We start from the raw sequence: 23,921 nt of genomic DNA, 5'->3' as shown, positions 1-23,921 counted from the left end.
GAACTCATGCTGTTCGCCTTCGCTACCGACGACCGATCGCTCGAAGTGTTTGCTTCGGAAGCGGAGGCCGTGGCTTCGTGCGAGGGCGCCGACGTCGCGTCAAGTGGTTATCTGTTCTTCGCCGGGGACGGTTCGCCACTCGAACCGGTCTTCTCGGAGCCGGCTGTCATTGGCTCGTTTGTCGTCACGCATGACCGCTATTCGCTACGTGCCTGCTCTGGCGCGCATCTCCGCGACGTGCTGCCTCGCGTGAGTGTGGTCGAGGGTCCCACTGGCCTCCAGTCCGTCGCCGAGGTGGCAAGAGTTCTAACCAGTCATTCCAGCGGACCGCCTACGGCGTCCGCTGAACTCCAGCGTTAGCCACTATGGAAACATTAGCTGACTATTTTTGCCCAAAGCAAGGTGCGGCATTCGCGAAGGCCATTCCAAACCTACGCGCAAGAATTGGTGCAACACCGTTTAGCCCTATGGGCTCAAATTATGGTGTCAGCGGCAATACATTCCGTGCATATACGGGGTGGGACGAAAGGCCAAGCACGGTCTATCGGCAGTGGGCAGAAAAAGTTTGCAACAAACTCGATATCAAGCTACTTGAGCGTCAACTAGAAACGAATGAAGGTTTTCTTGCTTGGCATTCTTCGCTGGCCAGGTCGCTTCAGAGCACTTGGCAGCATAAACAGGGAGGGCCGCTTTCGTTTGCCCATCAATACAAACTAATAGATCTTTTTGTTAAGTGGCTTAGCTCTCACGACCTATCTTCGTCAAAGTTGTTAGAGCATCTTGTTGTTCGGGCAAACTGCGCACTCGACAGTCAAACACTCCGTAAGCTAAATGAATGCCTTTCTATGGCTCTTCCCGTAACAAAACCATCCATGGGAGATATTCATTCTGCATACACTTATGCGTTCTGTCAGAACTTGATCGAACAGTTCTCGGTTAGTTTTGGCGGGTCTCGTTTGCTTTTTGACTATTACGCTTGGCGCAAAGGCGGAAGCAGTGGCTAACCCTTCGGTCAAGAGGGACGCTCCGCCGGCAAGCCGGCTTCGCGCCCCTGAGCTTGCACGTTAGGTAACACCCATGGATGAACCAGCGTTCTCTATTCGCTCCAACTCGTCGAACCGAGTGGTTGTTTTTAGTGGTTTCAATAGAGATCACGAAACTCTCCGTATCGACATAAACGGACATGGGATATCTGTAGGCTCAACCGTCTCGGTTTACACGGACGCGTTCGGGCTTGACCGATACTTTAAAGAGCTTGCGGGTATCAGTCGCCCTTGGAGTGGGGCTAGAAACTGGGGAACCATTGAAAATGACTTCTCCATTTCAGCGACCTCGACTTCGTTGGGGGAGGTGACATTCCGTATTTCTCTGTGCGCTCTGCAAGGGGCGCCTGAAGAATGGCGTGTCGAGGTTGGGCTTACCGCCGATTTCGGCCAACTTCCTAAGTTTGCTGCTGTGTCTGGAACTTTCTTCAATGAAAGTGTCACCTAAGTTTTCGGTCAAGCGGGACTGCGGAGCCGGTATGGCTTCTTCGGCCAGTCTCTGTCGAGCCCCAGCCCCTTACCTCCAACGTTAGAACTCATGCTGTTCGCCTTCGCTACCGACGACCGATCGCTCGAAGTGTTTGCTTCGGAAGCGGAGTCTTCGCCATCGCCCGAATGGAAGACAAATGGCTGCTATATGCACCATCGACAGGCAAGTTCTCGCTAGCGTATGGCGAAAGTCCCGCAACTATGTCAATTCTCGGCTTTTCAAGCAGCGATGCACTCGCTGAATGGCTAGGCTAAGTAAAAATGCCCCAAAAACCAATATGTGGCCTAACATTATGGTCAAGCGGACGCCAACAAAGCCAATGACTTTGCTATTTTCATGGGCTTTGTTGGGGCCCTCCACTCGCTGGGCTCCTTCCGGCGCCGCTTACCTTGGGCGTTAGGAGTTTTGAGCAATCAGTTGGTCTTTTCATTAACGGAGAAAAAATGAAACAACAAGTCGCACGCTTTTCGCCACACCAGAATGGAAAAGTATTTGGTGTACTAATGGCTGTTACTTCATTGGTTTTTGTTGTTCCAATGTTTTTTATTTTCGCTGCGATGGGGCCACAACAAGAGGCTCCTTCTGCCTTTATGTTTCTTCTCATGCCGGTGCTTTATCTGGTCATGGGGTATATGTCAGTTGCCATTGGTTGTGCGATATACAACTTTGCTTTCAAGTTTATTGGCGGCATCGAGTTCGAGACCAATGGCCAAGACTCCTAACCTTTCGGTCAAGCGGACCGCCCAACGGCTGCGCCGTTGGGTACCCTACACTTCAAACAGCACCTTGGCACTTCCTGTCCCTCGCGGCATCAGCATTTGCTCTCAGTAGTCTCATCTCGTTGTATTCGTTCCCGATCGGATATGGGGAGCGAGCTCAGTGAAAATGTGTTCTAACCCATCCATCAAGCGGGACGCGTTAAAACGCGCCCCTTATGTCAAACGTTGGGCGTCATGATGTTTTCCCTCCGATCCGCAACACTTGCTTTGGCGCTGTTGTGCCTTCCGCTTTGTGCGCTTGCGTCCGAAACACCGATTTGCGGGATCGCTCTCGGGCAACGATTTGAAAATGTGCGCGGCGCACTGAACGTGAGTAGCGTCGGCTTTGAGATGTTCAAGAGCCTTGAGGCTCCGAACCGCACAGTGCGCGCTGAGCGCTTCGAGGGGCATTTCATTGCACCGTGTTCGGAGGCTGCCGCTCAAAATGTTCCCGAGCCAACTGTCGTGGTGGCGGTAAATGTGCGCGGCCCGCGAAACATTCTCGCAATCGCCTTCCGTCCGCGAGCGACCTGCGCCGAGGCAATATCGGCGCTCACGAAGGAATACGGTTCCGTCACTTCAACGTCGAGGGAGTTCACCGAGTGGCGTGTTCCATCATTGAAACGCCAAATCATGGTCTCAAACCAAGACGGGCAATGCTGGGTTCACTATCTTCCCTTCGCGCCCAAGGGTATGCGGCCATGACGCCCAACCACTCAGTCAACCGGGCCTGCCGCATGAAGCCGCGGCAGGCTGGTTACTTCGAACGTTAGCCACTATGAAGCTCGCCAATCGCATCGTCCTTGTGTTGTTACTGTCCGTAGCCCTAGTTGGGTGCAAACTAGACTTGCCTTCCCCTACGTCTGGCTCGGTTCATCGTTTTGAAAAAGGAGCGCCCGTTTCTTCGTGGCAGCTCACCGAAAGACAGCTATTTGCTTTGTCATCTTGGTTTAAGGAACATCAGTCTGGGTGGTCAAGAAGCTATGTAACTTATGTGCCAAAAATTGATGTCCGGGTTGTACATGGCGGCGGTAAACAATCTTCAATCAACATTTGGTCGCAGAAAGTTATCGTAGTAACGGGCGAAGATCAGCTTGTGCAAGATTTTGAGCTGTCTGATATTCAAAGCCTTCTTTCCGCTGTGGGGCTGTAAGTGGCTAACCCTTCGGTCAACCGGACGTCCAACAAGCCGCGCTTGTTGGGTTTCCTCCGCTGGCGCTCCGGCGCCGCTTACCTCCAACGTTAGGCGAATACGATGGCGCGCGTCGATTGCTCAGGAGTTACCTTCGGCTCTTATCTGGACGAGAAGCACATGTTTGAGTGGGGCTCTGAGATTCGTGGCTTCGTGGAGTGGGATCGCGATACGCTTGTTCTCCGATCTGTACGCATTTCAGATGAAGCTCTTCGAGATTTAATAGCTTTACTTTGGCGCTATAAGGTCCCAATGAAACAATTAGCTCAGTTTGAAAGCCCTAGAAACGTCACTTGGTTTCGGTCACCGAAAACGTATTGGCACAAGAAGGTGTTCGGTTGAGTAGGCCGCCTATGGGGGTTCTACCCTTGTCGGTGGGGTCAAGGTAACGCGGGCTATTGTTAAGTGGTAACCGCCTATGAAGATTTGGATTAAAAACCTATAAGAGGGAACCCTATGATGTATTCATTGGCTAAGTATCTTGTGATTTTTTCTGTCAGCTTTGTAATGTTAGGTTGCACCGGTATGGTCCGTTCTGTCGACAAGGGCGAGATTCAGTCCGTCCGCAAAGTGGTGGTTGTATCGCAGTTGGGAAACACCTTCATCGGATCTCTCACCGCCACTACCGTATTTGGTAACAGCAGTAACAAAGTGGATGTGAGTGATTGGCAGGTTGACCAGAAGACTGCTGCCAGTGCGGCTGATGCGATCAATGCAGGTGGAAAGATGACTGCAGCGGCGCTGGTATCGAATGCCAAGCTGCCGCAGTTATTGCAGGCGGCTGCAGCCCAAAACGCGGATACATTACTTCTAGTGGAGCTTGCTGGCTACAGCAACGAGCCTCACTTTCGGCCTGGTTATGGATTTCACCGAAGGCAGGTTTTCAACTTTGACAAGGCCTGTGTTTACAGTCTATTTGTGACCAAGGCTTACAACGTGAAGTCTGGTAAAGAGATGGGAATTGCTTGGAGTTTCCCGGGGTGGGAAAGCATACCGTGTGAGTCTGCTAACAACCTGGTTTGGAAGGACAGTTTCGCGAAGTACTCAACGGAAGAAAAGGAACTGATTCGAAAAGCTGTTATTGCGAGCACCACCACCAATGTGCGTACTTCGCTGAAAGGCTTGGGGCTGTTGCCTTGATTCTTTCTTGAGGGCGAGGTTAGCCCACCCTGACTGTAAGCAGTACGTCACGAGACAGGTTTTCGCTGACGCTTCAAACCCACCCTTGCAGGCGCTTTGAATCCTATGAGCCAACTTCAAGCCCCCGATTTCGAAGCGTTATTCTTCGATACATTTTCAACCCAACCGCACGGTGTTGAGTATCGTATTCGTTGCGACTCCAACTTTCCCCACGACTTGTACTTCCTGCATAGTCTCCTGCGTGATGCCCGCTTTCAATTCAAGTCGGTCACGCATAGGGACGAGACTCTTGAAGTGAAGTTGTCCCGAGCCCGGTGGGAACTTCGAGACGAAGTTGCCCAGTGCAATCTGATTGAAATTCCGTCATTCCTTAAATTCACCCACGTCAGGAAGGTCACTCTTCGCACCAGAAACGTAACTACCACCGCGCCTTTCTCAGGTAATCTTTACGCCGATGAAGACATGCTGACTCCCAACTCCCTTTGTGAAATCGACAACCTCTACGTTGGCGAATCATACTTAAATGGTGTTGAAGAGCATGTGGAGTTAGTGCTTCGCGGCTGCCCAGGGGATTGGGAGATGCGCGTGTATCTGGATCGTGAAAACTTTGGGGTTAGTGTGAAAGATGTTATCCAGCGCTAACCCACTGTTTGAGGCAAGGTATGGTAACCGTTCCGCCCATTCCAGACGCTGAAGAAGTCCTGTCCGCACTTGGTGAGTGGCCATCGTTTCACGATGCCGAGGTGATTCACTTTTCCCTTTCTCGGGGTGCCAAGCCTCAGGACAATAAGTCCGAAGCCCAGCTCGAAATTCAGGTGCGTCAGTATCAGACCAGAAACGCGGGTACCGCTGAGTTCGGGCTTGTACTCATCAAGAATGTGCTCATTCGCTTTGCCTTCACGGATGTGCAGCAACTTGAGGTTGAAGACTTTAACCACCAAAACGTTATCGACTCCCTGGAGTTCATCCGCGAGTCGGAGGCAACTGATTCAAGAATCCGGGTGGAGCTCACGTCAATCTATGGTTTCGGTGCCACTTGGTTTTGTAGTGACGCACGAGTGGTCGGTGTTACAAACCTGCTGACAAAGTAGCTGGTCGTGGGGTTTTGTCTCAGATCAGGGTCCTTTTCCTCCACCCCTCGTATATGAGAGCATACGAAAGGCCAGCTCCCCTCAACGGTTGTATTCAAGCCATTTGATCGTGAGCGTAAGATGCCTTTGCTGTTGTCGTTTGTGTTGATAGGATTCTTTATCTGGCTGGCCGAGAATATCAGCACATTTTTTGGTATCTGGAAGTATCCGAATCAGATGGACGCATGGTCGTTGGTCCATCTTGGCAAATGGAGTTCTTGGGCGTTGCTGGTGGTGATGACTTTCACAATCGTGGCTAATCTTAAACACATCAAGGGGAAGGTTCATGTGCCTGTGGATTGAAACCTTAGGTATGCAGTGAAAACGCTCTGGCCGATCGCCCTCGCGCTTCAATTGCTCGTGGCCCTCGTGCCGTGCGCGTTCGCGCAACCTGTGGGCGGCGCAGACGTGACATTCCCGGTAAGCGATATTCGGTCCGGTGAGGTGCAACTTCGCGGCAAGTTGTGGTCCAGCCCATCGGCAACTGCGGCGGTTATCCTGTTGCACGGGTCCGCCGGGTGGAGCGATTCTCGCGAGGGCCACTACGCCCGCGCCTTCTCAGAAGCCGGGTTCACCGTATTGGCTGTTGATTCGTTTGGCCCCCGGGGCATTGCTACAACCACTGAGGACCAGTCCCAAGTGTCCTCCTTGCAAATGGCCCGAGACGGTTTCGCAGCCAGCCGCTACCTTCGCGAGCGTGGTTTCCCCATGACTCGCCAGGCCATCATGGGCTTCTCCAAGGGCGGGGCCGCGGCTCTCTTTGCTGCAGACCGCACTTTCCTGCCTCAAGAGCCCGAGCGGTTCGCTGCCGCGTTGGCCTTTTACCCGGCCTGTGTTACCCGTCCACGGGTTCCAAAGCCAGCCAGCCCTGTGTTGATGGCCTTGGGGGAGCGGGACGACTACGCCGGGGTAAAACCCTGTCAGGAGATTGCCTCAGCATTCGGCGCGGCTGGTGGCGCGATCACCGTGAACATTTACCCGGGCGCCACGCACACCTTTGATGGTGACCCTGCACACAGCGGCGTGCAGCAGCTCCGCGTCGTGGAGAACTTCATGGACTGCCGGCTTTACGTGGAAGAGGACGGCAGCATGACTCTGGGTGAATCGCGCTTCCCTGCGGGCGACCCCAAGGTGATGGCCGCCATGCGTTCTGCTTGCATGCGCCATGGCGCTACTATTTGGACCAATACCCGGCAAAAGATGCAGGCCACGAAGGATGCGCTGCGGTTCATGGAAGCAGAGTTTGATCGAAAGCCGCCTTAGCGGCTATCCACAAGGGAAGCTCACATGAATGCGAACACACTCCGAAAAATGGCAGAGTCAACCCTCCAAGATGACCTACCGTTTTCTGCATCTTTCAATGCTCCCGACCTTAAGGCCGCAAATCTGGACAGTCAGCGGAGCGGGCAGAGGTTCATTTGGGGTGCCATGGTGATCAGCATGTAGAGTGGTTTACGGGGACAAACAAGGGTGATGCTTACCATGAGCTACAAATTCAATATATCCATGCTTCGTATTCCAGCACTAATCCTTCTGGCCGTGTTGTTCGCAAACACGGCATATGCTGAACAACACGCGGTCGAGCTGATACATCAGCTACAGCCAGACCGAGACGTTGTCGTGAAAAAGAATACCGACGCGCTGATCACCATTCAGGTTCTGGAGGATCGCGGAGTAATCGCCAATTCCTATGGACGGTTGTCGCTGGCGCCTGTCACTATGAATGTTCGAGAGACCGAATCCATACGCTACATCACCGGCAAACGATTAAAAGACCGCAGCTTTTCTACCCAGGTGCATTATCTGGAGAAGATTTCCATATTCCGTGGGCCAGATGGGATCCCTCGCATCGTGCCAGATAACCCCCCATTACAAGGGGTCAAGGTTTCAGCTGTGATTGAGGGTGATGGTAGACCTCGCCACAATTCTGTGAAAATACTTGGTGCGGAATCTTCGCTGTCCAAGAAGATTAGGCTTGTCATACAAAATGTCCTTGAGCAAGTAGCCTCCATACCCAGGGTTGTTCTAAGACCAAACGAAGATGTAGTTCAAGACATGCCGCTGCAGGTACCTATTCCCGGTCTTGGTGTTTTTGATATGACAATGAAGGTGTCTAATCGGTTGCAAGGTGTAAAGGATGGTATTGCAAATGTTCGGCAGGTTTATACCATGGGAGTTGCCACCGAACCGCGCGGCTGGAGCTGTTCAGGAGAGGGTTCCGGCAACGGCTCGATCTTGTATGACACGCGATCAAACACTATTCTTTCGGCAGAGTCGATTACCGTCATGCGTATGCGGCTGGAAGGTTCAGATGGCGTCATTGAAATGAGGTTAAGCGGAAAGCAAACCGAAAGCACACATACATTCGCCGAACCCCCCAATTAAGCCCTGTTCACTGGCCTTCGCTGTCCGTATCAAGGCGCGTGTGGCACAGTAGGGGCTGTTCCACTTTCTGGGAATATCATCATGATCAACCGTAAAGCCCTTTTGTTGATCGCCTCCCATGTGGCGGTTGCGGCCGCCGGGTTTGCCGCAGGCATATACGCCTTGCCGATTTTGATTGCACCGGCCGCACCCACAGCCGAAGAAGTCAACGCCGTGGCGCAGCAAAGCCAGTTCACCGGGCAGTTCAAGCGCAACCTGAAAGACAGCGATTCGCTGCACTGGGGGGAGGGTATCGTGTCGCTCTCGGCCACCGCAATTTCGTTCACCGGCAAGCTTGCACCCGGGCCAGACTACAAGCTCTACCTCTCGCCCGAGTTCGTTGAAACTGAGGTGGATTTCAACCGCCTGAAAAGCAGCATGCTTCGGGTGGGCGACGTTAAAACCTTCGATAACTTCGTGGTGGCCTTGCCTGACAATGTGGAGCTTGCCCGGTACACCACGGTGATTGTGTGGTGCGAAACCTTTGGGCAATTCATCACCGCTGCCCAGTACAGGTGAAGGTGCGGGGGTTACTCTTCTGGTTCACCCGTGCTGACCCTGACCCACCCTCCAGTTTCTACCCGCCCGGCGGCCTTGGCTACACTTCATGCGCTGTTCACACAACATGGAGTCAAGCAATGCCCGCAGACCTGTTTTTGAAGCTTGGTGGTGTCACCGGCGAATCCATCGACGCTACGCACGCTGGTGAAATGGAGTTGCTCAGCGCACGCTGGGGCATGCACATTCCGGTCACGGTGACAGGGGGGGTTCTGGCCCCCGCAGGCAAGGCTGAAATCAAGGGGCTGCGGGTTGAAAAACGCGTGGACAGGGCTTCCCCCGCTTTGCATGCCCAAACTTGCGCGGGCCAGCATTACGACACCATGGTGTTGACCAAGCGGAAGTCCGGCTTGTTGCCGCTGGAGTACTTGCGCATCACCTTCAAGGATGTCATCGTCAGCGACATCGATATTTCCCTGGGCGGTGGTGGCGATGTTGACCTCGAAGTAATCACCTTCGCATTCAGCGAATACAAGGAAGAGTACAAGCCCCAGAACGACGACGGCACTGGCGGTGCTTGCGTGGCGGCTGGGTACAACTGCGTGAAGCGGCAGAAGTTTTAAGGGGCTCAGTGGGACGGTAGGCGGTACTTGCGCTTGGGCTTGTGGGTTGAAAGGTACTGCTCATAAGCCTCCACATGCTGATTGAACAGGTGAAGGTTGAGCATTCGAATTGGGGCGGGTAGGTGGTACTTCACGTAGTCGTGGCGCCATTTGACCAGGTCATCTTGTCCCGCAACATAGAATGGCCCGCGCTTCCACCGATAGGCCAGTTGAATCATACGCAGACATTCCCCGCATGCCAGACCCTCAATGTATCCAAGAATCATGGTGATCAGACCACTGATAGCAATCAGCTTGACTTGGTCGATCAGGTGTTGGTGAGTTGCGTGGAAGGACAAGTACCACCCCAAGTACAGTAGACCAAATACAGTCAGGGGCCAATAAAGGGAATGGATGATTGGAAAGTTGCGAATGCGTCCATAAGTTAGTTGAGTCGGGTCAACTTGAAAAAGTGTCCAGTTAATCGGTTTTCCAGAATTCAATTGGCTTTCGCTTGAACGACGACAAGCGATGAAATAGCTGACCACGGTTGTGGTGATTACCACAACGCCGGCGAATACTGCGCTGAGATTCTCAAACCAGTTAGCAAGAGGTATGGTTCTACTCATCTCTGTAAGAGGCCCCCACCATTGGATACCAAAGACGAATGGATAAAGGCTCACCAGCAAGACTAGGGTTTTGATGAATGTCGCTTGCGGCGAGCGCCGCGAATGGAACATCCATAGATAGCTCAAGGTTATCGAGGTTATGAAGCAGGCCAAAATTAAACCGATGAAAACAAGCCAGCTTGCGAAGTCCGAGATGAAGACAGGGACAAGACCGAGAATCTGAAAAAAGACTATTCCAAACACTGCTGAAAAAAAGCAATGATTCGGTGGGGCTGGACTGATGAGTTCTTGTGTGGTCATGCTTGTTTGAATGGCACTTGTCGTTGATCTTATTTGAATAAGGCGTTTGCCTTCTGCTCAACAAGGCTTCCGATCCCTTGGGTGTCGTAGGTCCAACAAACCGCGATCCCGATGGCAAGTGAGAGAAGTACTACGGGTGCTCCTGCAATTGTGGTACCGGTCAAGACCGCTACTGTGACTGCGCTAGCCCCAGCGCCGAGTAAGTTCCCTGTCTGGTTCTTCACACTATCCACCGCAAATTGCCTGAAGTTAAACCGCTGGTCCAAGCGCGCATGGTGGTTGTAATTGTTGACGATGTCATTAATCAAGGTGGGCCCAAACGCCAACGCGCCCCCCACTTTGGCTGAGCTCAGCCAAGGCGAGCCCGTCAGGCGGCGCAACTGCCACAAGTCATCCGAGGCTTGTCGGCTCAGGCTCAAGACCTTGTTGGTGTTGAATGCATCAGCGCCCAGCGATTTCACATGCATGTTCTTGCTGACAGCCTCAAATTGCGCTTTTTCCATCAAGGTAATCACCTTGGCGTTTGGCTGCCGAATGCGCAGCAGGGCGTCGGCGTGTTTGCCCAACTGGTTCACGCCTTTGTAGCCGACCACTTTTAGCTCTACCCCGTTGCCCAGTTTCACCAAGCGCGATTGGCCACTGGCCAACACTTTAAGTAGCTCCGCTTTCATCTGTGCGGTGAAGCGCGCTTTCACCGTAGCCTCAATCACGTTGGCGATATTGCCCAGCAGGTTACCCGGGCCAAACAGTTGGTTCAGCAGTGCACTGGTGAGTGCACCCGTTTCGGCAGCCTTCACCAGCACATTGGCTTGCGCAGGTTCCAGTTGTGAGGTCATCAGCAACAGGCCCGCAATCGGGTCTTGGCTCAGCACCTGAGGCACCATGCACAGGCTGACCCGCGTATCAGGCTCAAAGTGGCCCAGAAAGTCCATTTCCTGATGCAGGTAAAGCGGTGTTGTGCCGTCGTGGCTGTTCAGCGCACGGGTGTACGCCAACTGCAGGGCTTGTGCCTTGCGTTGCAGGTGGTCTTCGTTGAAGGTTCGGGCTTGGTTGTTCATGGCTGCGCCAGCGGGTCAACAGGGCTGGTGGCAGTATGCGGGAACGCGCCCGAGGGGTAGAAGCAATGGCTTGTGTGACCAGCGCGGGTGAAAGGTGAGGGGGCAGCGCTTGGCGCTACCCAGGCCTCACAAGGACTCTACATGCCCCTTGAAGCGGTTCAGAATCGCCTGCCAGCCCTCTTGCTGTTGCTCCAGGGTATGGGTTTGTTCAGGGTCGAATGACACGCTGACTGCAATGCCGTCCGGGGTGCCATTGAATTCAACTTGGGCGCTGCGGTCGCCGAAGGCGTATTCAATCAGTGTGTTGGGCACAATCTTCGTGTAAGTGCCTTCAAAGTCGAATCCGAAACTGCCGTCTTTGGCTTCCATGCGCGAACAGAAGGCGCCGCCCGGGCGAAGGTCCACGGTGGCGCGGGTGGTGTGCCAGTCATCCGATGCAGCGTTCCACTGCACAATGTGTTCGGGGGTGGTGTAGGCCGCCCAAACAACATCGATTGGGGCTTTCACGGTAACGCGGACGGTGATGCTCATATTTGCTCCTGGCGGCATATTGGATATGTCTGGTCGGTCATTTTTGATCCATGAACTCTTCGAAGTGATCGGTAACTCAAGGGAGTCTTCGTCCAGATAACCCACATCATGCCAATGCCCCGACCTTCTTTGCAAATTCACGTCCCGCTCGGGGGACTATTCCGCACAACAGGGGGCAGGGATGTTATCGCTGAGCCCCCGTTAGGGCCTGAAAGTCAAGTGGCTCAGGCCGTTGGAGGCTTGCTGGAGATACCCGACTCCCAACGATTGTTAGCGGGCCTGTCCGCTCTATTCGGTGGGGCTTCGCAATACGCGATAACGGGCAGTACGGCCATTGGCCTGCATCGAATCCATTGTGGTTTGCAGCCCCATCGCAGTCCTGCCGACCTTGATTTGGTGGTGTCGGCGGAAGGTTGGGCCAATCTGCAGGAAGTCGATGAGGCGACTGCCTCTACCTTGGGGTTTCACGCGATTGGCACCCAACGTTCAGGCATGACTTATCGGTCGTCTGTAGAAGCCGCCAAAACGATCGCCATCGATTTGATCGTCGCTGGGAAATCGCCAGCCGGCGGGGGCCTGGAGAACGCAGACTCCAATCACGAGGGGTTAAACCTGGTGGGTACTGATGTGCTGTTGAACAATCTGGCGCTCCGAAAATTAGCCTCTTCACCGCAATCTCAAAAGATTGAACTGGACACTGCGGCGCTGCTGGAGGTTTCTCAACATCAGCAGCGCGGTGGTTCGAGTTCTGGGGGCAGTTGATTCTTCGGGACATCCCCGTTACCCGCCGGTCACATAGATGTCCACTCTGTGTACACTGTTGGCATCCCAACAACAAAACACAGGGCTGACATGAGCATCAAGACAGACATCAGCAATGGCCTGATGACCATCACCATTGATCGTCCCGACCGCAAAAATTCCTTCACCAATGCCATGTACACGGCCTTGGCTGATGCGTTTGCCGAAGCCACCCACAACCGCGCGGTGAAAGTGGTGCTGGTGAAGGGCCACGACAGTTGTTTCTCCGCAGGCAACGACCTGGGCGACTTCGTGAACAACCCACCCCGTAACCTGGATGCCCCGGTGTTTTGTTTCCTGCGCACCATCGCCGCTTGCCCCAAGCCCATCGTGGCCCAGGTGCAGGGTGTGGCGGTGGGCATAGGCACCACTTTGCTGCTGCACTGTGACTTGGTGTACGCGGCTGACAATGCCCGCTTCTCGGTGCCTTTCGTGAAGTTGGGCCTGTGCCCCGAAGCGGCCAGCAGTGTGCTGCTGCCGCAATTGGCGGGTTACCAGAAGGCGGCTGAGCTGTTGTTGATCGGGGATCTGATTTCCGCAGCGAAAGCCAGCGAGTGTGGCTTTGTCACAGATGTATTGCCCGCTGATCAACTGGATGCCCATGTGCACAGCCAGATCGCCAAAATGATGGCGCTGCCCGCGGTCAGCCTGACCACCACCAAGCGCCTGATGAAGGGCCACCAAAAAGCCTTGCTGTCCGAGAAAATGGCCGAGGAAGGCGAGATGTTCATGGCCATGCTGTTGCAGCCCCCAGCCAAGGAAGCGTTTGCCGCCTTCGCTGAAAAACGCACCCCCGATTTCCGCCAGTTTGAAACCCGTTGAACAATGTCTGAAGCCATTTCACTGAACCACATTCTTTCCAACCGCCGCCTGAGCGGGGACACTGTTCATTTCACGGTGACGCCGGACTGGCAGCAGGGCCGCACCATGTTTGGCGGCTTCATCAGCGCTTTGGCGGTGGTCGCCATGCGCGATTCCCTTGGCCTGGACATTCCTTTGCGGGCCTTGCAAACCAATTTTGTGGGCCCCATTGCAGCCGGGCAGGTGCGTTTTGTCACCCGTCTGCTGCGGCAGGGCAAAAATGTCAGCCAGGTGCACTGCGAGGTGTGGAGCGGTGACGACCTGGCCGGCTTGGTGGTGGGCGTATTTGGTGCCGCCCGTCAAACCCAGTTGCCGCTGCGCACCCCCGAGCGCAAGCCCTTGCCCAAAACCGTTGAAGAATGTGTGGAGTTGCCGTTCATTCCCAACATCACACCCGCGTTCATCCAGCATGTGCAGATGCGCTGGGCCAGCGGCAGCATGCCCTACACCGGCCAGAATTTCTGGCACAGCGGCATTCACATCCGTGCCCGCGACACAGGCGTCAGCCCCGAGGTATTAATCGTGATGCTCAGCGATGGCCCACCCACTCCCTGCCTGAACCAGTTCAAAACCCCGGTGATGGGCAGCTCGGTGTCGTGGTCGCTGGAATTGCCGCCAATTCCGCAGGAACCGCTGGACGAAGGCTGGTTCCAGATCGACATGGAAACCCACGCCGCAGCCGATGGCTACGTCAGCCAGAGTGCAACCCTGTGGACCCCATCAGGCCAACTCGCCTCATTGGGTACCCAAGTGGTGGCCGTTTACGGGTAAATTGGTTCCCGGTATTGCAGTCACCGGGAGTCAACAATGAAGCAGTGCGTCGCGGGCCTTGTGGCCTTGGGTTTGTCCTTCACATCAGCAGTGGCCGCGCAGGCCCAGACAGCCAACCCAACTCAAGTTCAAGTCAGTGTGGTGGCCGAGGGCTTGGAACACCCTTGGTCCCTGGCCTTTCTGCCGGATGGCGGCATGCTGGTCACCGAGCGGCCGGGGCGCCTTCGCCGCATCACCCCGGAAGGCCGATTGATGCCCCAGCAGGTCAGTGGCCTACCTGCCATCTATGTGGGCGGGCAGGGTGGGCTGTTTGACGTCTCCCCATTTCCCGATTTTCAAAGCACGGGGCAAGTGTTACTCAGTTACGCCTGTGGCACGCGGCAGGCCAACCACACCTGCTTGAGCCGTGCTGTGTTGAAGGCGGGCAGCCTGACTGAGGTGCGTGAGGTATTCCGTACCCAGCCAGCCAAAAGTGGTGGCGCGCATTTTGGGGGGCGCATTGCCTGGCTGCCCGATGGCACGGTGGCATTAAGCCTGGGCGATGGGTACAGCTACCGCAACCAAGCGCAGGATTTGTCCACCCATTTCGGGAAGATTGTCCGCATCAAACCCGATGGCACAGTGCCAGCCGACAACCCTTTCCGCCAAACCCCCGGTGCGTTGCCGGAAATTTACAGCTATGGCCACCGCAATGTTCAGGGTTTGGCCTACGACCCAGCCACCCAAACCCTGTGGGCGCATGAGCATGGCCCACGAGGTGGGGATGAACTGAACCGCATCAAGCCCGGCGCCAATTATGGTTGGCCTTTGGCCACCTTCGGGGTGGATTACAGCGGTGAGGTCATTAGCCCAAACACCAGTATTCCCGGTGCTCTGCCCCCGGTGTTGCAATGGACCCCGTCCATTGCTCCCTCAGGCCTGGCGGTGGTTAACAGCCCCTTGTTTCCGACCTGGAAGGGGCAGTTGCTGGTGGGCGCCTTGGCCCATCGACAGGCTCAACGCGTGAGCCTGAACAGCAGCCCCCGTGTTGAAGAGGTGCTTTTTAAGGGCCTGAATGAACGTATACGGGATGTGCGCCAAGGCCCCGATGGCGCGATTTACTTGCTGACCGATAACCCCGAGGGGCGTTTGCTCAGGGCAGCCCCTTTGAGTAAACCTTGAGGGGCTGTTTTGGCGTGCCCAAAAAGAAAGCTGTACCCACTGCCGTAACTGCCGGGGCTCGTGGCGCTAGCGTAGGTGTGGCAGCCCAGGCAACTTGTGTTGGGCGTTTGTAAAAATGTTTCCAACACTGGGTTCATCAGTGTGTTGGTGTTGGGGCTACCGTTGGGTAGCGGTGTGGTCATGCCCGGTTTGTTGATGGCCTGCCCAGAGTTGGGCCACTGCACATTGAGCAACTGATAAAACTGCCATGGGGCATTTGGGGTCTGTGACTGCATCTGCTGCACCATCGCGGCGTTGACGGCCTGAGCCTCAGGGCTTGCGCCAAACACCTGCATCACTTGTGTGGGCACGCCAGTCGCCGTTTTGCTGTTCACCGTGCAATTGCTGGAGCAGTTCGCGTTGTAGAAGGAATATGGGCCCTTGCCCGGTGCACTTTGCAAGGGGGCGTTGTCCACTTGCTGGAATGTGGCCCAGAACCCTTGTTCGAAGGTGTTGTTGTCTGGCATCACCATGACGTGCAAACCCACAAGTCCCACCGTCACTGGCGTGTTTGACCCCGGCACCATGGCCTGGGCCGTGTGAAAGCGTAGCGGCTTGGCACTGGCCTCTTGCGCGCTCAGCACCTTCCATGCGGCTTTCACTTCAACGGCATTGGTGGGCAGTTCAATGCCCACCTTTTGCGCAAATTGGTTCTGGGTTTGTGCCTGGTAAAGTTGGTTGTTGACGATGTAGTTGAACTCGGTCTGATTCAACAGCATTTCGTAGTACACCACTTGACCATTCTGGTCGTAAAGGGCCCCGCCGCCCGCTTGCTGGGTTTCCGACAAGGGGATGACCTCCCCAGTGTTCAGCAATCGAAATTGCTTGCTGGTGTTGTTCAGTGTTCTCACCAAAGGGCCTGCCATTTTGGTCCGTGTGCGCCCCAGTGGGGCATTGCCCCAAGGGGCAGGCGTCGCGCCGTTGGGCGGAAACACCGTGTCGTGTGGGCGGAAGGTTTCCCACACGGTGGCTGCATTGGCCCCGTAAGTGGCCTGTGGGTCGGGTTGTCCCGGTTGCGTCCCGCTGGCGGGCCAGGTCAGGTACACAAAGGTTTGCCACATGAAGCAGTTCACCGCAGCGTCGCTCTGTGGGAATGAGGCACTGGGCAGCACGGGTTTGAGTACTGGAGTCGGTACAAAGGGGCTCCCGCAGGGGTAGCCCCCCGCCTGCGCTGGGGTGTGGGCCAGCACAGCGCAAGCGGCCAGAAGGCCGAGTCGTCCAAACCGCTTCATCATGCCCGGCCCCGCAACTGCGCTGGTTTTTTCACGGGGGTGCTGACCTTGGGCGGTGCGCACACGGTCAGCAGGCCGATGGCCGCTTGGGTGGTCGACGGCATGCCGGGCACGCTGGCCAGCACCGTGCGGTCGCCAAAAGCAGCATTGGCATCGACTTGAATGTTCACCACGTACACGCCCATGCCAGCCACGGTGGTTGTACCAATCACCTGAATACTCACGCCACCTTCGAGCACCTTGAATACCGCATCGCGCGGGGTCTCGCTGGTGTTGAGCAACAAGGCCACATTGCTTCGGGTTTGTCCCGGGTAAACCGGCAGCGCGAGAATGGGAATCGACAAGTCCAGTTCATTCATTTGCTGCTCAAGGTTGCGGTAGGCGATGAAGGTGGGCAGGTCCTGCAACGCCGATACTGAGGGGCTGGGGTTGTTGTTGGCCACAGTGCAGGTCACTGGTGTTTGGGTCACGCCGCTGTTACCAAAGACCGTGGCCATCAAGGCCATGTTGAAGGTGTTGGCAATTTGGGAGGCGTAGGCAATTGGCGCACCATTGATGCGGATGTCGCTGACGGTGTAGTTCAGGTGAGGCGGCACTGCAAACGTGGCGTGCAGAATGCGGTCGATGTCGCCGGGCACTGCAGGGTTGGCCAACTGGCCGCGCACCACCGTCCAGAACTGGCTGGCAGGCGTGCCATCGGGGGTCACATAGCCGCTGAAGTCTGGCGTTTGCATGTACAGGCCGGGTGGGTTGGTCAGCGTGGCTTGCACTTGGGTCAGCCCTTGGGTGTAGTTCACGAACTGGTTGACCGACTGTCCGATGGTGGGGTCGCTGTGGCGTCCAATTTTGCCGTAACGTGCACAGCACACCAGTGCGGCCGCAGAGGTCACGGGTTGGCCGTTTTGGGTGCGTGGCATTGTGGCGGCTGCAGCCAGGTCGAATTCAGCGCCCAGGGTGTTGGGTGAGCTGGTCAGGTGCACCGCGCCGCCCGAAGTGCTCAGGCTTTTGGTGCCGGTGTTCCACTTGTTCAAGGGGTTGTAGGCAGGCTGGCCCGTTACAGGGTCACTGACACCGGGTAAACAAAGGTCGCTCAGTTGGACATTCGGGCTGACCAGTTGCTGGTACAGCGTCAGTACTTTCCCCGGGTCCACTTGCCACAGTGTGAACCAGTACTCCGGGTTTTCGCAGGTGAACATGACGCTGGTAATCTGACCCGCCGCGTTCCGGGTCACGCTCCATTCGCAGTACTCGTCCTGCCAGCCCCTTGGGCCTGTGGGCGGGTAGGGGATGGCCGCAATGGTTTGCCCGGAACACAGGTCCTTGGTGACTTGTTGGGGTACGCCGTTGTCCGCCCAGGCAAACCAGTCTGCTGAATTGTTCGGAAACAGCGCTGAAAGCCGGCCCGGGAAGGCGCTCCATGGAATGCCTGCACTGACCGCGCTTGAGGGTGTGTCTTGTACCAAGGGGTTGTAAAAGGCTGGGCGTGGGCCGTAGTTCACCAGGTCCCACACATCGCCAATCAATGCGGCATTCACCCATCGGTTCACGTTCCCGCTCCAAGCGGCATTCATGGCTTGTTGCAACGGGGGGTTATCGCTGAAATCCTGAACCCAGGCGGGTGGGGCGTATTGTTCCAGAATGGCCATGATTGCGGTCCTTGAATGTGGATTGGGGCTGTTTGGAATCTGGTCACTCGATGTGATGATTCCCATTTCATTCAAGCACGCGCACTTTGCGCCGGTCTGTGGCCAGCGAAGTGGTTCAGCAGGCCCAAGTTTGTTCTGTTGCTGTGGCGTTACAGAACCAATCTTTACCGGGAAAATGCTTGCTGATTTAACCGTCTATTGGGGTTTCTACGGTGTTTCCGCTATGGAAAACCACAATTGGCACCCTGACATGCATTCCAGATACTACGGCGATCCGTACTCGTGGGCCTTGCGCCCAAAGTGCGTCAAGGAAGACCAAAAGAAGTCCGATTCCCAATTAGGAGGTTGATGTGAATAAGTTCGTTCGTTCAGTACTGGCGGTGGCCCTGATCGGTGTGGCAGGCTTTGCCCAAGCCGAAGACAAGTATCCTTCCAAGCCCATCACCATGGTGATTCCGTTTGCAGCGGGTGGCCCCACTGACACGGTTGGCCGTTTGTTGGCGCAATCCATGTCCAAAGACTTGGGCCAGCAAGTCATCGTTGAAAACTTGGGTGGTGCCGGTGGTACCTTGGGCGCGGCCAAAGTGGCCCGTTCACCCGCGGATGGCTACACCATTTTCCTGCACCACATTGGTCAGTCCACAGCCCCTTCGCTGTATCGCAAGCTGTCCTACAACGCCTCCAGCGACTTCGAAACCATCGGCCTGGTGACCGATGTACCCATGACTATCGTGGCTCGCGGCAACTTCCCTGCCAACAACATGGCTGAATTGCTGGCTTACATCAAAGCCAACAAGGACAAAGTCACTTACGCCAACGCGGGCATTGGTTCTGCCTCACACCTGTGCGGCATGTTGTTCCAGCAGGCTGTGGCCACAGACCTGACCACCGTGCCCTACAAAGGCACCGGCCCTGCCATGAACGACCTGCTGGGCGGTCAAGTCGACTTCATGTGCGACCAGACCACCAACACCACCAGCCAGATCAAGGGCGGCAAAATCAAGGCTTTCGCAGTGACCACCAAAACTCCCGTGGCCTCCCTGCCTAACCTGCCCACCTTGGACAAGTCTGGTTTGCCCGGTTTTGAAGTGGCCGTGTGGCACGGCTTGTATGCCCCCAAAGGCACACCCAAGCCCATCGTGGACAAGCTGAGCAAGTCCTTGCAATTGTCCTTGAAAGACCCGACCGTGATCGCCCGTTTCGCTGAACTGGGCACCGAGCCCGTGTCTCAGGACCGCGCGACCCCCGCCGCGCTGCGCAAGCATCTGGATGCTGAAATCGCCCGCTGGAAACCTGTAATCGACAAAGCCGCACAGTACGCGGACTAAGTCTGAAATTGGAAAGGCCCGTGGTCTGGGCCTTTCCTCCCCAAGCAAAAAAGAGAGAACAACAATGCCGAAAGATTTACGAGACTTTTGGTCGGGCTTGCTGTACCTGATCGTAGGCGCCGCAGGGTACGCCTTGGCCCAAGACTATGAAATGGGCACCGCCATTAAAATGGGGCCCGGTTACTTCCCGATCGTGCTGAGCGGTTTGCTGATGTTGATCGGCGTGCTGGCGATTGGCCGGTCCTTCATCAAAGAGGGCGAGCCACTGGATGGCCTGGCCGTCAAAAAAATTCTGTACGTCACAGCGTCTGTTGTGGCGTTTGCATTGCTGGTGGAAGGCGCTGGCCTGTTCATCGCCGTGCTTGCGCTGTTTGTGATTTCGGCGGCAGCCAGCCGGTTTTTTGACTGGAAGTTTTCCTTGATCGTGGGTGCTGGTGCAGGCGTGTTCTGCTGCCTGGTGTTTGTCAAGGGCTTGGGAATTCCCCTGCCCATCATCGGCTCCTGGTTCGGGGTGTAATCATGGAATTACTTGCAAATCTTTCAATCGGGCTGGACGCAGCGTTCACTGTTGCCAACCTGATGTACTGCCTGATTGGCGTGTTCCTCGGTACCGCCATCGGTGTGCTTCCGGGCCTTGGCCCCACGGCCACCATTGCCATGTTGCTGCCGGTGACGTTCACCCTGCCGCCCGTGTCATCGCTGATCATGCTTTCTGGCATTTACTACGGCGCCCAGTACGGCGGCTCCACCACAGCCATTTTGGTGAACCTGCCCGGTGAGGCTTCGTCCGTGGTCACTGCGCTGGACGGCTATCAAATGGCCCGTCAAGGCAAAGCAGGGCGTGCGCTGGCCACCGCGGCCATCGGTTCGTTCGTGGCCGGAACTTTCGCCACCGTACTGTTGGCCCTGTTTGCGCCGCCCTTGGCTGAAATTGCTTTGCAGTTTGGCCCGGCTGAATACTTTTCCCTGATGATTCTGGGTTTGGTGGCATCCGTGGTGTTGGCCAGTGGGTCGCTGCTGCAAGCCTTCGGCATGATTGTGCTGGGGCTGTTGCTGGGCATGGCTGGTACTGACGTGAACTCCGGCATTGACCGCTACACCTTCGACTCGCCTTACCTGGCGGAGGGCATCAGCTTCGTGATTCTGGCCATGGGTATGTTTGGCCTGGGTGAGATCATCAAGAACCTGGAAGAAGAGCACACCCGGTCCTCATTCATTTCCAAGGTGGAAGGTTTGATGCCTACGCGTGAAGACCTCAAGCGTATCGTGGCCCCGGTGTTTCGCGGCACCATTCTCGGCTCAGTGCTGGGTATTCTGCCCGGTGGTGGCGCGATGTTGGCCTCGTTTGCGGCCTACTCGATCGAGAAGAAGGTCTCCAAACACCCCGAGCAGTTTGGTAAAGGCGCCATTGAAGGCGTGGCCGGACCAGAGTCCGCCAACAACGCAGGTGCGCAAACCTCCTTCATTCCACTGCTGACGTTGGGTATTCCATCCAACCCTGTGATGGCCTTGATGGTGGGCGCCATGATCATTCAGGGCATTACCCCCGGGCCAGCCGTGATGACCGAGCAGCCCGCTCTGTTCTGGGGCATCATCGTGTCCATGTGGATTGGTAACCTGTTCCTGGTCGTTCTGAACCTGCCGCTGATCGGTATTTGGGTCAAGATGATTTCAGTGCCGTACCACTACCTGTACCCGATGATTCTGGTGTTCTGCTGTATCGGTGTATTCAGCTTGGGCAACAAGTTGTTCGATGTGTACCTGATGGCTGGTTTCGGTGTGCTGGGTTATGTGTTTGCCAAGCTCAAGTGCGAGCCTGCGCCCCTGTTGCTGGGCTTCATTCTCGGCCCGATGATGGAAGAGTACCTGCGCCGTGCGCTGTTGCTGTCCCGTGGCGACTTCGGGGTTCTGGTCACTCGCCCCATCAGCGCTTCCATGCTGGCTTTGTCAGCCCTGGCCCTGTTCGTGGTGCTCAGTCCATCCATCCGCAAGAAGCGTGAAGAGGCTTTCCAGGAAGATTAATCGGCAACGATTAAGCCTGTATTGTCTTGAAATGTGTTGTATTATCGGGGCGATGAAGACTGACTTCGTCGCCCCGATTCATGAGTAGCCTCCAAGATCATCTTGACCCGCAAGCCGCCAGTGTGGACGGCAGCCGCCTCGACCCCAACCAAGTCGTGCCCCTGTATCACCAGATCTACCTGATCCTGCGTGAGCAAATCATCGAAGGCCACTACAACAGCAAGCCCCTGCCCGGGGAATTGGTGCTGGCCGAGCAGTTCAATGTGTCCCGTGTCACCATGCGGCGGGCCCTGCAGGATTTGGTCAAGGAAGGCCTTGTGGCCCGTGGCCGGGGCAAGGGCACTTTCGTCAAGCCCCAGCCTGCGCAACGCACCTCGTCCTTGGGGCAAAGCCAATTGCTCAGTGCATCGGCCATGCGTTTGCAGGCCAGTGGTGATTCGTCCGACCTTCAACTCATCACCTCCAAGCGAATTCTGCCCCCGGCGGACATTGCCACGGCCCTGCACCTGCCCAGCGATGCCATTGTTGAAAAACTCATTCGTATTCGTGAGCTGAATGGCCAGCCCGTGGCCCACCTCACCAGTTATATTCCTCAAGACTTGTCCGGCCGCATTTGCCGCCGCCGATTGCGTGAATTTCCAATTTTGGTGTTGTTGGAAGAAGCCGGGGTCAAAGTGGCCAAAGCCCGGCAGTCCATCTCTGCCCGCTTGGCTGATGCGTCAGTGGCTTATGCCCTCGGTGTGCCTGTGGGAGCACCCTTGCTGGCCATTTCCCGGGTGGCTTATGACGAAGACGGACGCCCCGTGCAAGTGCTCAAAGGCCTGTACCGGCCCGACCGTTACGACTACCGCATTGAGCTGTCACGCAAGCAGGCCAAGGGCCAAAGCAGCTGGCAGCATGTGAACGAAGTGGAATTCGCCTTTGAATTGCACCAGCAGGACCTCAGCCATTTCTAAGGCCTGTGCCGGGCGCCGTTAAAGTGGGTCCACCGGGCGCGGGTTGCGGTCCTCGTCCACGGCCACGTAGGTGATGAAGGCCTCGGTCACCTTGGCCACATCGTCAGGTCGAAGGCGGCGCTGGGCAAACACCTCCACATGCACGCGCATCGAGGTTCGCCCCACTTTGTCCACTACAGCGTAGAAGCTGCACAAGTCGCCTACAAACACCGGTTCCTTGAACATGAACTCGTTCACCGCCACGGTGACGACCCGCCCCTTGGCATGCGCCACTGCAGGCACGGAACCGGCCAGGTCCACCTGCGCCATGATCCAGCCACCAAACACGTCGCCCGCTGCATTGGAATCCTTGGGCATGGGAATGACCCGGATGGTTGGTTCACGGTCAACGGGCAGCAGCAATTGGTCGGGGGTGCTCATGGTAGGTTCTGAAGGTGTTGGTTGTGTTCGACCGTCAGTTTACCTGTGCAAGACCAGGCTCAGTGGCGGGGCCCACCTGTTTTGTCGTCCAGGGCTTTCAGGGCCATGTGGTCGATCCATTGCGGCATGAAGGGTTTGAGCATCAGCCCCAGCTTGCCTTTCCCGGTCATCACACATTCCCGCTTGCGGGCTTCCATGGCGGCCAGAATTTCCTGCACACATTCTTCAACCGACATGGCACCTGCCTCTTTCAGGCCCGACACACCAGCGCGTGTGCCGTCTGCATTCAGCCCGTTACGGCGGATTTCCGTGTCCACAACCCCTGGGAAAATGCCGCACACATCCACACCTGTGTCCAGCAATTCAATGCGCAGGGCTTCCATGAAACCGCTCATCGCAAATTTGCTGGTGCAATAAGTGGTGCGCGCGGGCACACCGGTTTTACCGGCCAGGCTGGACACGCCAACAATGAGGCCATCCCTGACCTTCAAATGGGGCAGGGCTTTGTGGGTAATCCAGATCATGCTCATCACATTGATGCGGAACAGGCGCTCGAAAGTGGACAGGTCGGTGATGTCCTCAAACCATGCGTGCATGGACACGCCCGCGTTGTTCACCACAATGTCGATAGCGCCGAACATTTTCACGGTTTCTTCGACCAGGCTCTCGCATTGAGCCTGATCGCTCACATCGCAGGTGACCGCATGGGCCCGTCCGCCATTGGCGTTGATGAAGGCGGCCAACTCTTTCAGCTTGTCGGTTTGCCGTGCGGCCAGCACCAGTTGGTTGCCCGGCCCCAAGGCTTTGGCCAATGCCGCACCAATGCCTTCGGATGCGCCGGTGATGATGATGACTTTGTTGTTCATCCAGGTCATGTTGGTCCCCTCTG

General features: G+C 56.0%; 28 protein-coding genes and 1 pseudogene. 22 read left to right on the top strand and 7 right to left on the bottom strand.

Features of this window, described 5'->3' with window-relative positions; translation table 11 throughout:
- The 14 genes and pseudogenes from ACK4FF_RS09330 to ACK4FF_RS09265 form a co-directional block, all read left to right on the top strand.
- Window positions 1–360, top strand: a 360-nt coding sequence (locus tag ACK4FF_RS09330) for a hypothetical protein (RefSeq protein ID WP_409707869.1), incomplete at its 5' end; no start/stop codon positions are given.
- Between the two features lie 5 nt (window positions 361–365).
- Entirely contained in the window at window positions 366–1,004 is a 639-nt protein-coding gene (locus ACK4FF_RS09325; protein ID WP_409707866.1) for a hypothetical protein, read from the top strand.
- A gap of 73 nt (window positions 1,005–1,077) precedes the next feature.
- Complete coding sequence (locus ACK4FF_RS09320) at window positions 1,078–1,491, top strand: DUF6228 family protein (RefSeq protein ID WP_409707863.1); 414 nt, start codon at window positions 1,078–1,080, stop codon at window positions 1,489–1,491.
- A gap of 485 nt (window positions 1,492–1,976) precedes the next feature.
- Window positions 1,977–2,255 carry a hypothetical protein gene (locus ACK4FF_RS09315; RefSeq protein ID WP_409707860.1) on the top strand — a complete coding sequence of 93 codons (279 nt, stop codon included), beginning with the start codon at window positions 1,977–1,979 and terminating at the stop codon, window positions 2,253–2,255.
- Window positions 2,256–2,486: 231 nt separating this feature from the next.
- The gene (locus tag ACK4FF_RS09310) at window positions 2,487–2,996 is read left to right on the top strand and encodes a hypothetical protein (protein WP_409707857.1); all 510 of its coding nucleotides are present in this window, start codon (window positions 2,487–2,489) and stop codon (window positions 2,994–2,996) included.
- A gap of 73 nt (window positions 2,997–3,069) precedes the next feature.
- Window positions 3,070–3,444, top strand: a complete 375-nt coding sequence (locus ACK4FF_RS09305) for a hypothetical protein (RefSeq protein WP_409707854.1) — start codon at window positions 3,070–3,072, stop codon at window positions 3,442–3,444.
- A 495-nt stretch (window positions 3,445–3,939) separates the two neighbouring features.
- Window positions 3,940–4,623, top strand: a complete 684-nt coding sequence (locus tag ACK4FF_RS09300) for a hypothetical protein (RefSeq protein WP_409707851.1) — start codon at window positions 3,940–3,942, stop codon at window positions 4,621–4,623.
- 105 nt (window positions 4,624–4,728) lie between these two features.
- On the top strand, window positions 4,729–5,265 hold the full coding sequence (locus ACK4FF_RS09295) for a hypothetical protein (RefSeq protein WP_409707848.1): 537 nt from the start codon (window positions 4,729–4,731) through the stop codon (window positions 5,263–5,265).
- A 20-nt stretch (window positions 5,266–5,285) separates the two neighbouring features.
- Entirely contained in the window at window positions 5,286–5,714 is a 429-nt protein-coding gene (locus tag ACK4FF_RS09290) for an Imm50 family immunity protein (RefSeq protein WP_409707846.1), read from the top strand.
- Window positions 5,715–5,795: 81 nt separating this feature from the next.
- Window positions 5,796–6,056, top strand: a pseudogene (locus tag ACK4FF_RS09285) (DUF817 family protein); the annotation flags it as partial.
- A gap of 105 nt (window positions 6,057–6,161) precedes the next feature.
- Window positions 6,162–7,016: a dienelactone hydrolase family protein gene (locus ACK4FF_RS09280; RefSeq protein ID WP_409707843.1), complete on the top strand. Its 855-nt coding sequence runs from the start codon at window positions 6,162–6,164 to the stop codon at window positions 7,014–7,016.
- Between the two features lie 219 nt (window positions 7,017–7,235).
- The gene (locus ACK4FF_RS09275) at window positions 7,236–8,138 is read left to right on the top strand and encodes a hypothetical protein (protein WP_409707840.1); all 903 of its coding nucleotides are present in this window, start codon (window positions 7,236–7,238) and stop codon (window positions 8,136–8,138) included.
- Between the two features lie 81 nt (window positions 8,139–8,219).
- On the top strand, window positions 8,220–8,696 hold the full coding sequence (locus ACK4FF_RS09270) for a DM13 domain-containing protein (RefSeq protein ID WP_409707837.1): 477 nt from the start codon (window positions 8,220–8,222) through the stop codon (window positions 8,694–8,696).
- Between the two features lie 119 nt (window positions 8,697–8,815).
- The gene (locus ACK4FF_RS09265; protein ID WP_409707834.1) at window positions 8,816–9,298 is read left to right on the top strand and encodes an Hcp family type VI secretion system effector; all 483 of its coding nucleotides are present in this window, start codon (window positions 8,816–8,818) and stop codon (window positions 9,296–9,298) included.
- 5 nt (window positions 9,299–9,303) lie between these two features.
- On the opposite strand, the gene ACK4FF_RS09260 is transcribed toward ACK4FF_RS09265, so the two are convergent.
- The 3 genes from ACK4FF_RS09260 to ACK4FF_RS09250 form a co-directional block, all read right to left on the bottom strand.
- The gene (locus ACK4FF_RS09260) at window positions 9,304–10,206 is read right to left on the bottom strand and encodes a hypothetical protein (protein WP_409707832.1); all 903 of its coding nucleotides are present in this window, start codon (window positions 10,204–10,206) and stop codon (window positions 9,304–9,306) included.
- Window positions 10,207–10,235: 29 nt separating this feature from the next.
- Window positions 10,236–11,264, bottom strand: a complete 1,029-nt coding sequence (locus ACK4FF_RS09255; RefSeq protein WP_409707829.1) for a hypothetical protein — start codon at window positions 11,262–11,264, stop codon at window positions 10,236–10,238.
- Between the two features lie 126 nt (window positions 11,265–11,390).
- On the bottom strand, window positions 11,391–11,795 hold the full coding sequence (locus tag ACK4FF_RS09250; protein ID WP_409707826.1) for an SRPBCC family protein: 405 nt from the start codon (window positions 11,793–11,795) through the stop codon (window positions 11,391–11,393).
- Window positions 11,796–12,014: 219 nt separating this feature from the next.
- Here ACK4FF_RS09250 and ACK4FF_RS09245 point away from each other — a divergent pair, with 219 nt between their 5' ends.
- The 4 genes from ACK4FF_RS09245 (at window position 12,015) to ACK4FF_RS09230 (ending at window position 15,389) form a co-directional block, all read left to right on the top strand.
- Window positions 12,015–12,557, top strand: coding sequence for a hypothetical protein (locus tag ACK4FF_RS09245; protein ID WP_409707823.1), 543 nt, complete (start codon window positions 12,015–12,017; stop codon window positions 12,555–12,557).
- A gap of 90 nt (window positions 12,558–12,647) precedes the next feature.
- On the top strand, window positions 12,648–13,418 hold the full coding sequence (locus ACK4FF_RS09240; RefSeq protein WP_409707820.1) for an enoyl-CoA hydratase: 771 nt from the start codon (window positions 12,648–12,650) through the stop codon (window positions 13,416–13,418).
- Between the two features lie 3 nt (window positions 13,419–13,421).
- Entirely contained in the window at window positions 13,422–14,228 is an 807-nt protein-coding gene (locus ACK4FF_RS09235) for a thioesterase family protein (RefSeq protein ID WP_409707817.1), read from the top strand.
- Between the two features lie 36 nt (window positions 14,229–14,264).
- The gene (locus tag ACK4FF_RS09230) at window positions 14,265–15,389 is read left to right on the top strand and encodes a PQQ-dependent sugar dehydrogenase (RefSeq protein ID WP_409707814.1); all 1,125 of its coding nucleotides are present in this window, start codon (window positions 14,265–14,267) and stop codon (window positions 15,387–15,389) included.
- Here ACK4FF_RS09230 and ACK4FF_RS09225 read toward each other — a convergent pair.
- Both ACK4FF_RS09225 and ACK4FF_RS09220 read right to left on the bottom strand, forming a co-directional pair.
- Window positions 15,326–16,663, bottom strand: coding sequence for a hypothetical protein (locus ACK4FF_RS09225; RefSeq protein ID WP_409707811.1), 1,338 nt, complete (start codon window positions 16,661–16,663; stop codon window positions 15,326–15,328). The two genes, ACK4FF_RS09230 and ACK4FF_RS09225, sit on opposite strands and share 64 nt — an antisense overlap.
- Entirely contained in the window at window positions 16,660–18,306 is a 1,647-nt protein-coding gene (locus ACK4FF_RS09220) for a hypothetical protein (RefSeq protein ID WP_409707808.1), read from the bottom strand. The genes ACK4FF_RS09225 and ACK4FF_RS09220 overlap by 4 nt, the downstream gene beginning before the upstream one ends.
- A gap of 350 nt (window positions 18,307–18,656) precedes the next feature.
- Here ACK4FF_RS09220 and ACK4FF_RS09215 point away from each other — a divergent pair, with 350 nt between their 5' ends.
- From ACK4FF_RS09215 to ACK4FF_RS09200, 4 genes are all read left to right on the top strand, one after another.
- Window positions 18,657–19,634 (top strand): tripartite tricarboxylate transporter substrate binding protein BugD, encoded by a 978-nt coding sequence (locus ACK4FF_RS09215; RefSeq protein WP_409707805.1) that lies wholly within the window; start codon window positions 18,657–18,659, stop codon window positions 19,632–19,634.
- A 64-nt stretch (window positions 19,635–19,698) separates the two neighbouring features.
- Window positions 19,699–20,151 (top strand): tripartite tricarboxylate transporter TctB family protein, encoded by a 453-nt coding sequence (locus ACK4FF_RS09210; RefSeq protein WP_409707802.1) that lies wholly within the window; start codon window positions 19,699–19,701, stop codon window positions 20,149–20,151.
- Window positions 20,152–20,153: 2 nt separating this feature from the next.
- Window positions 20,154–21,656 carry a tripartite tricarboxylate transporter permease gene (locus ACK4FF_RS09205; protein ID WP_409707799.1) on the top strand — a complete coding sequence of 501 codons (1,503 nt, stop codon included), beginning with the start codon at window positions 20,154–20,156 and terminating at the stop codon, window positions 21,654–21,656.
- An 80-nt stretch (window positions 21,657–21,736) separates the two neighbouring features.
- Window positions 21,737–22,612 (top strand): GntR family transcriptional regulator, encoded by an 876-nt coding sequence (locus ACK4FF_RS09200; protein WP_409707796.1) that lies wholly within the window; start codon window positions 21,737–21,739, stop codon window positions 22,610–22,612.
- A gap of 18 nt (window positions 22,613–22,630) precedes the next feature.
- Here ACK4FF_RS09200 and ACK4FF_RS09195 read toward each other — a convergent pair whose 3' ends face one another.
- Window positions 22,631–23,032 carry an acyl-CoA thioesterase gene (locus ACK4FF_RS09195; RefSeq protein ID WP_409707793.1) on the bottom strand — a complete coding sequence of 134 codons (402 nt, stop codon included), beginning with the start codon at window positions 23,030–23,032 and terminating at the stop codon, window positions 22,631–22,633.
- 59 nt (window positions 23,033–23,091) lie between these two features.
- Window positions 23,092–23,907, bottom strand: a complete 816-nt coding sequence (locus tag ACK4FF_RS09190) for an SDR family oxidoreductase (protein ID WP_409707790.1) — start codon at window positions 23,905–23,907, stop codon at window positions 23,092–23,094.
- Window positions 23,908–23,921 lie beyond the last annotated feature (14 nt).

Origin of the sequence: Limnobacter sp., assembly GCF_046297615.1 — a bacterium.
Taxonomy (GTDB): domain Bacteria; phylum Pseudomonadota; class Gammaproteobacteria; order Burkholderiales; family Burkholderiaceae_B; genus Limnobacter.
This window is presented reverse-complemented; position numbering and strand designations above follow the sequence as displayed.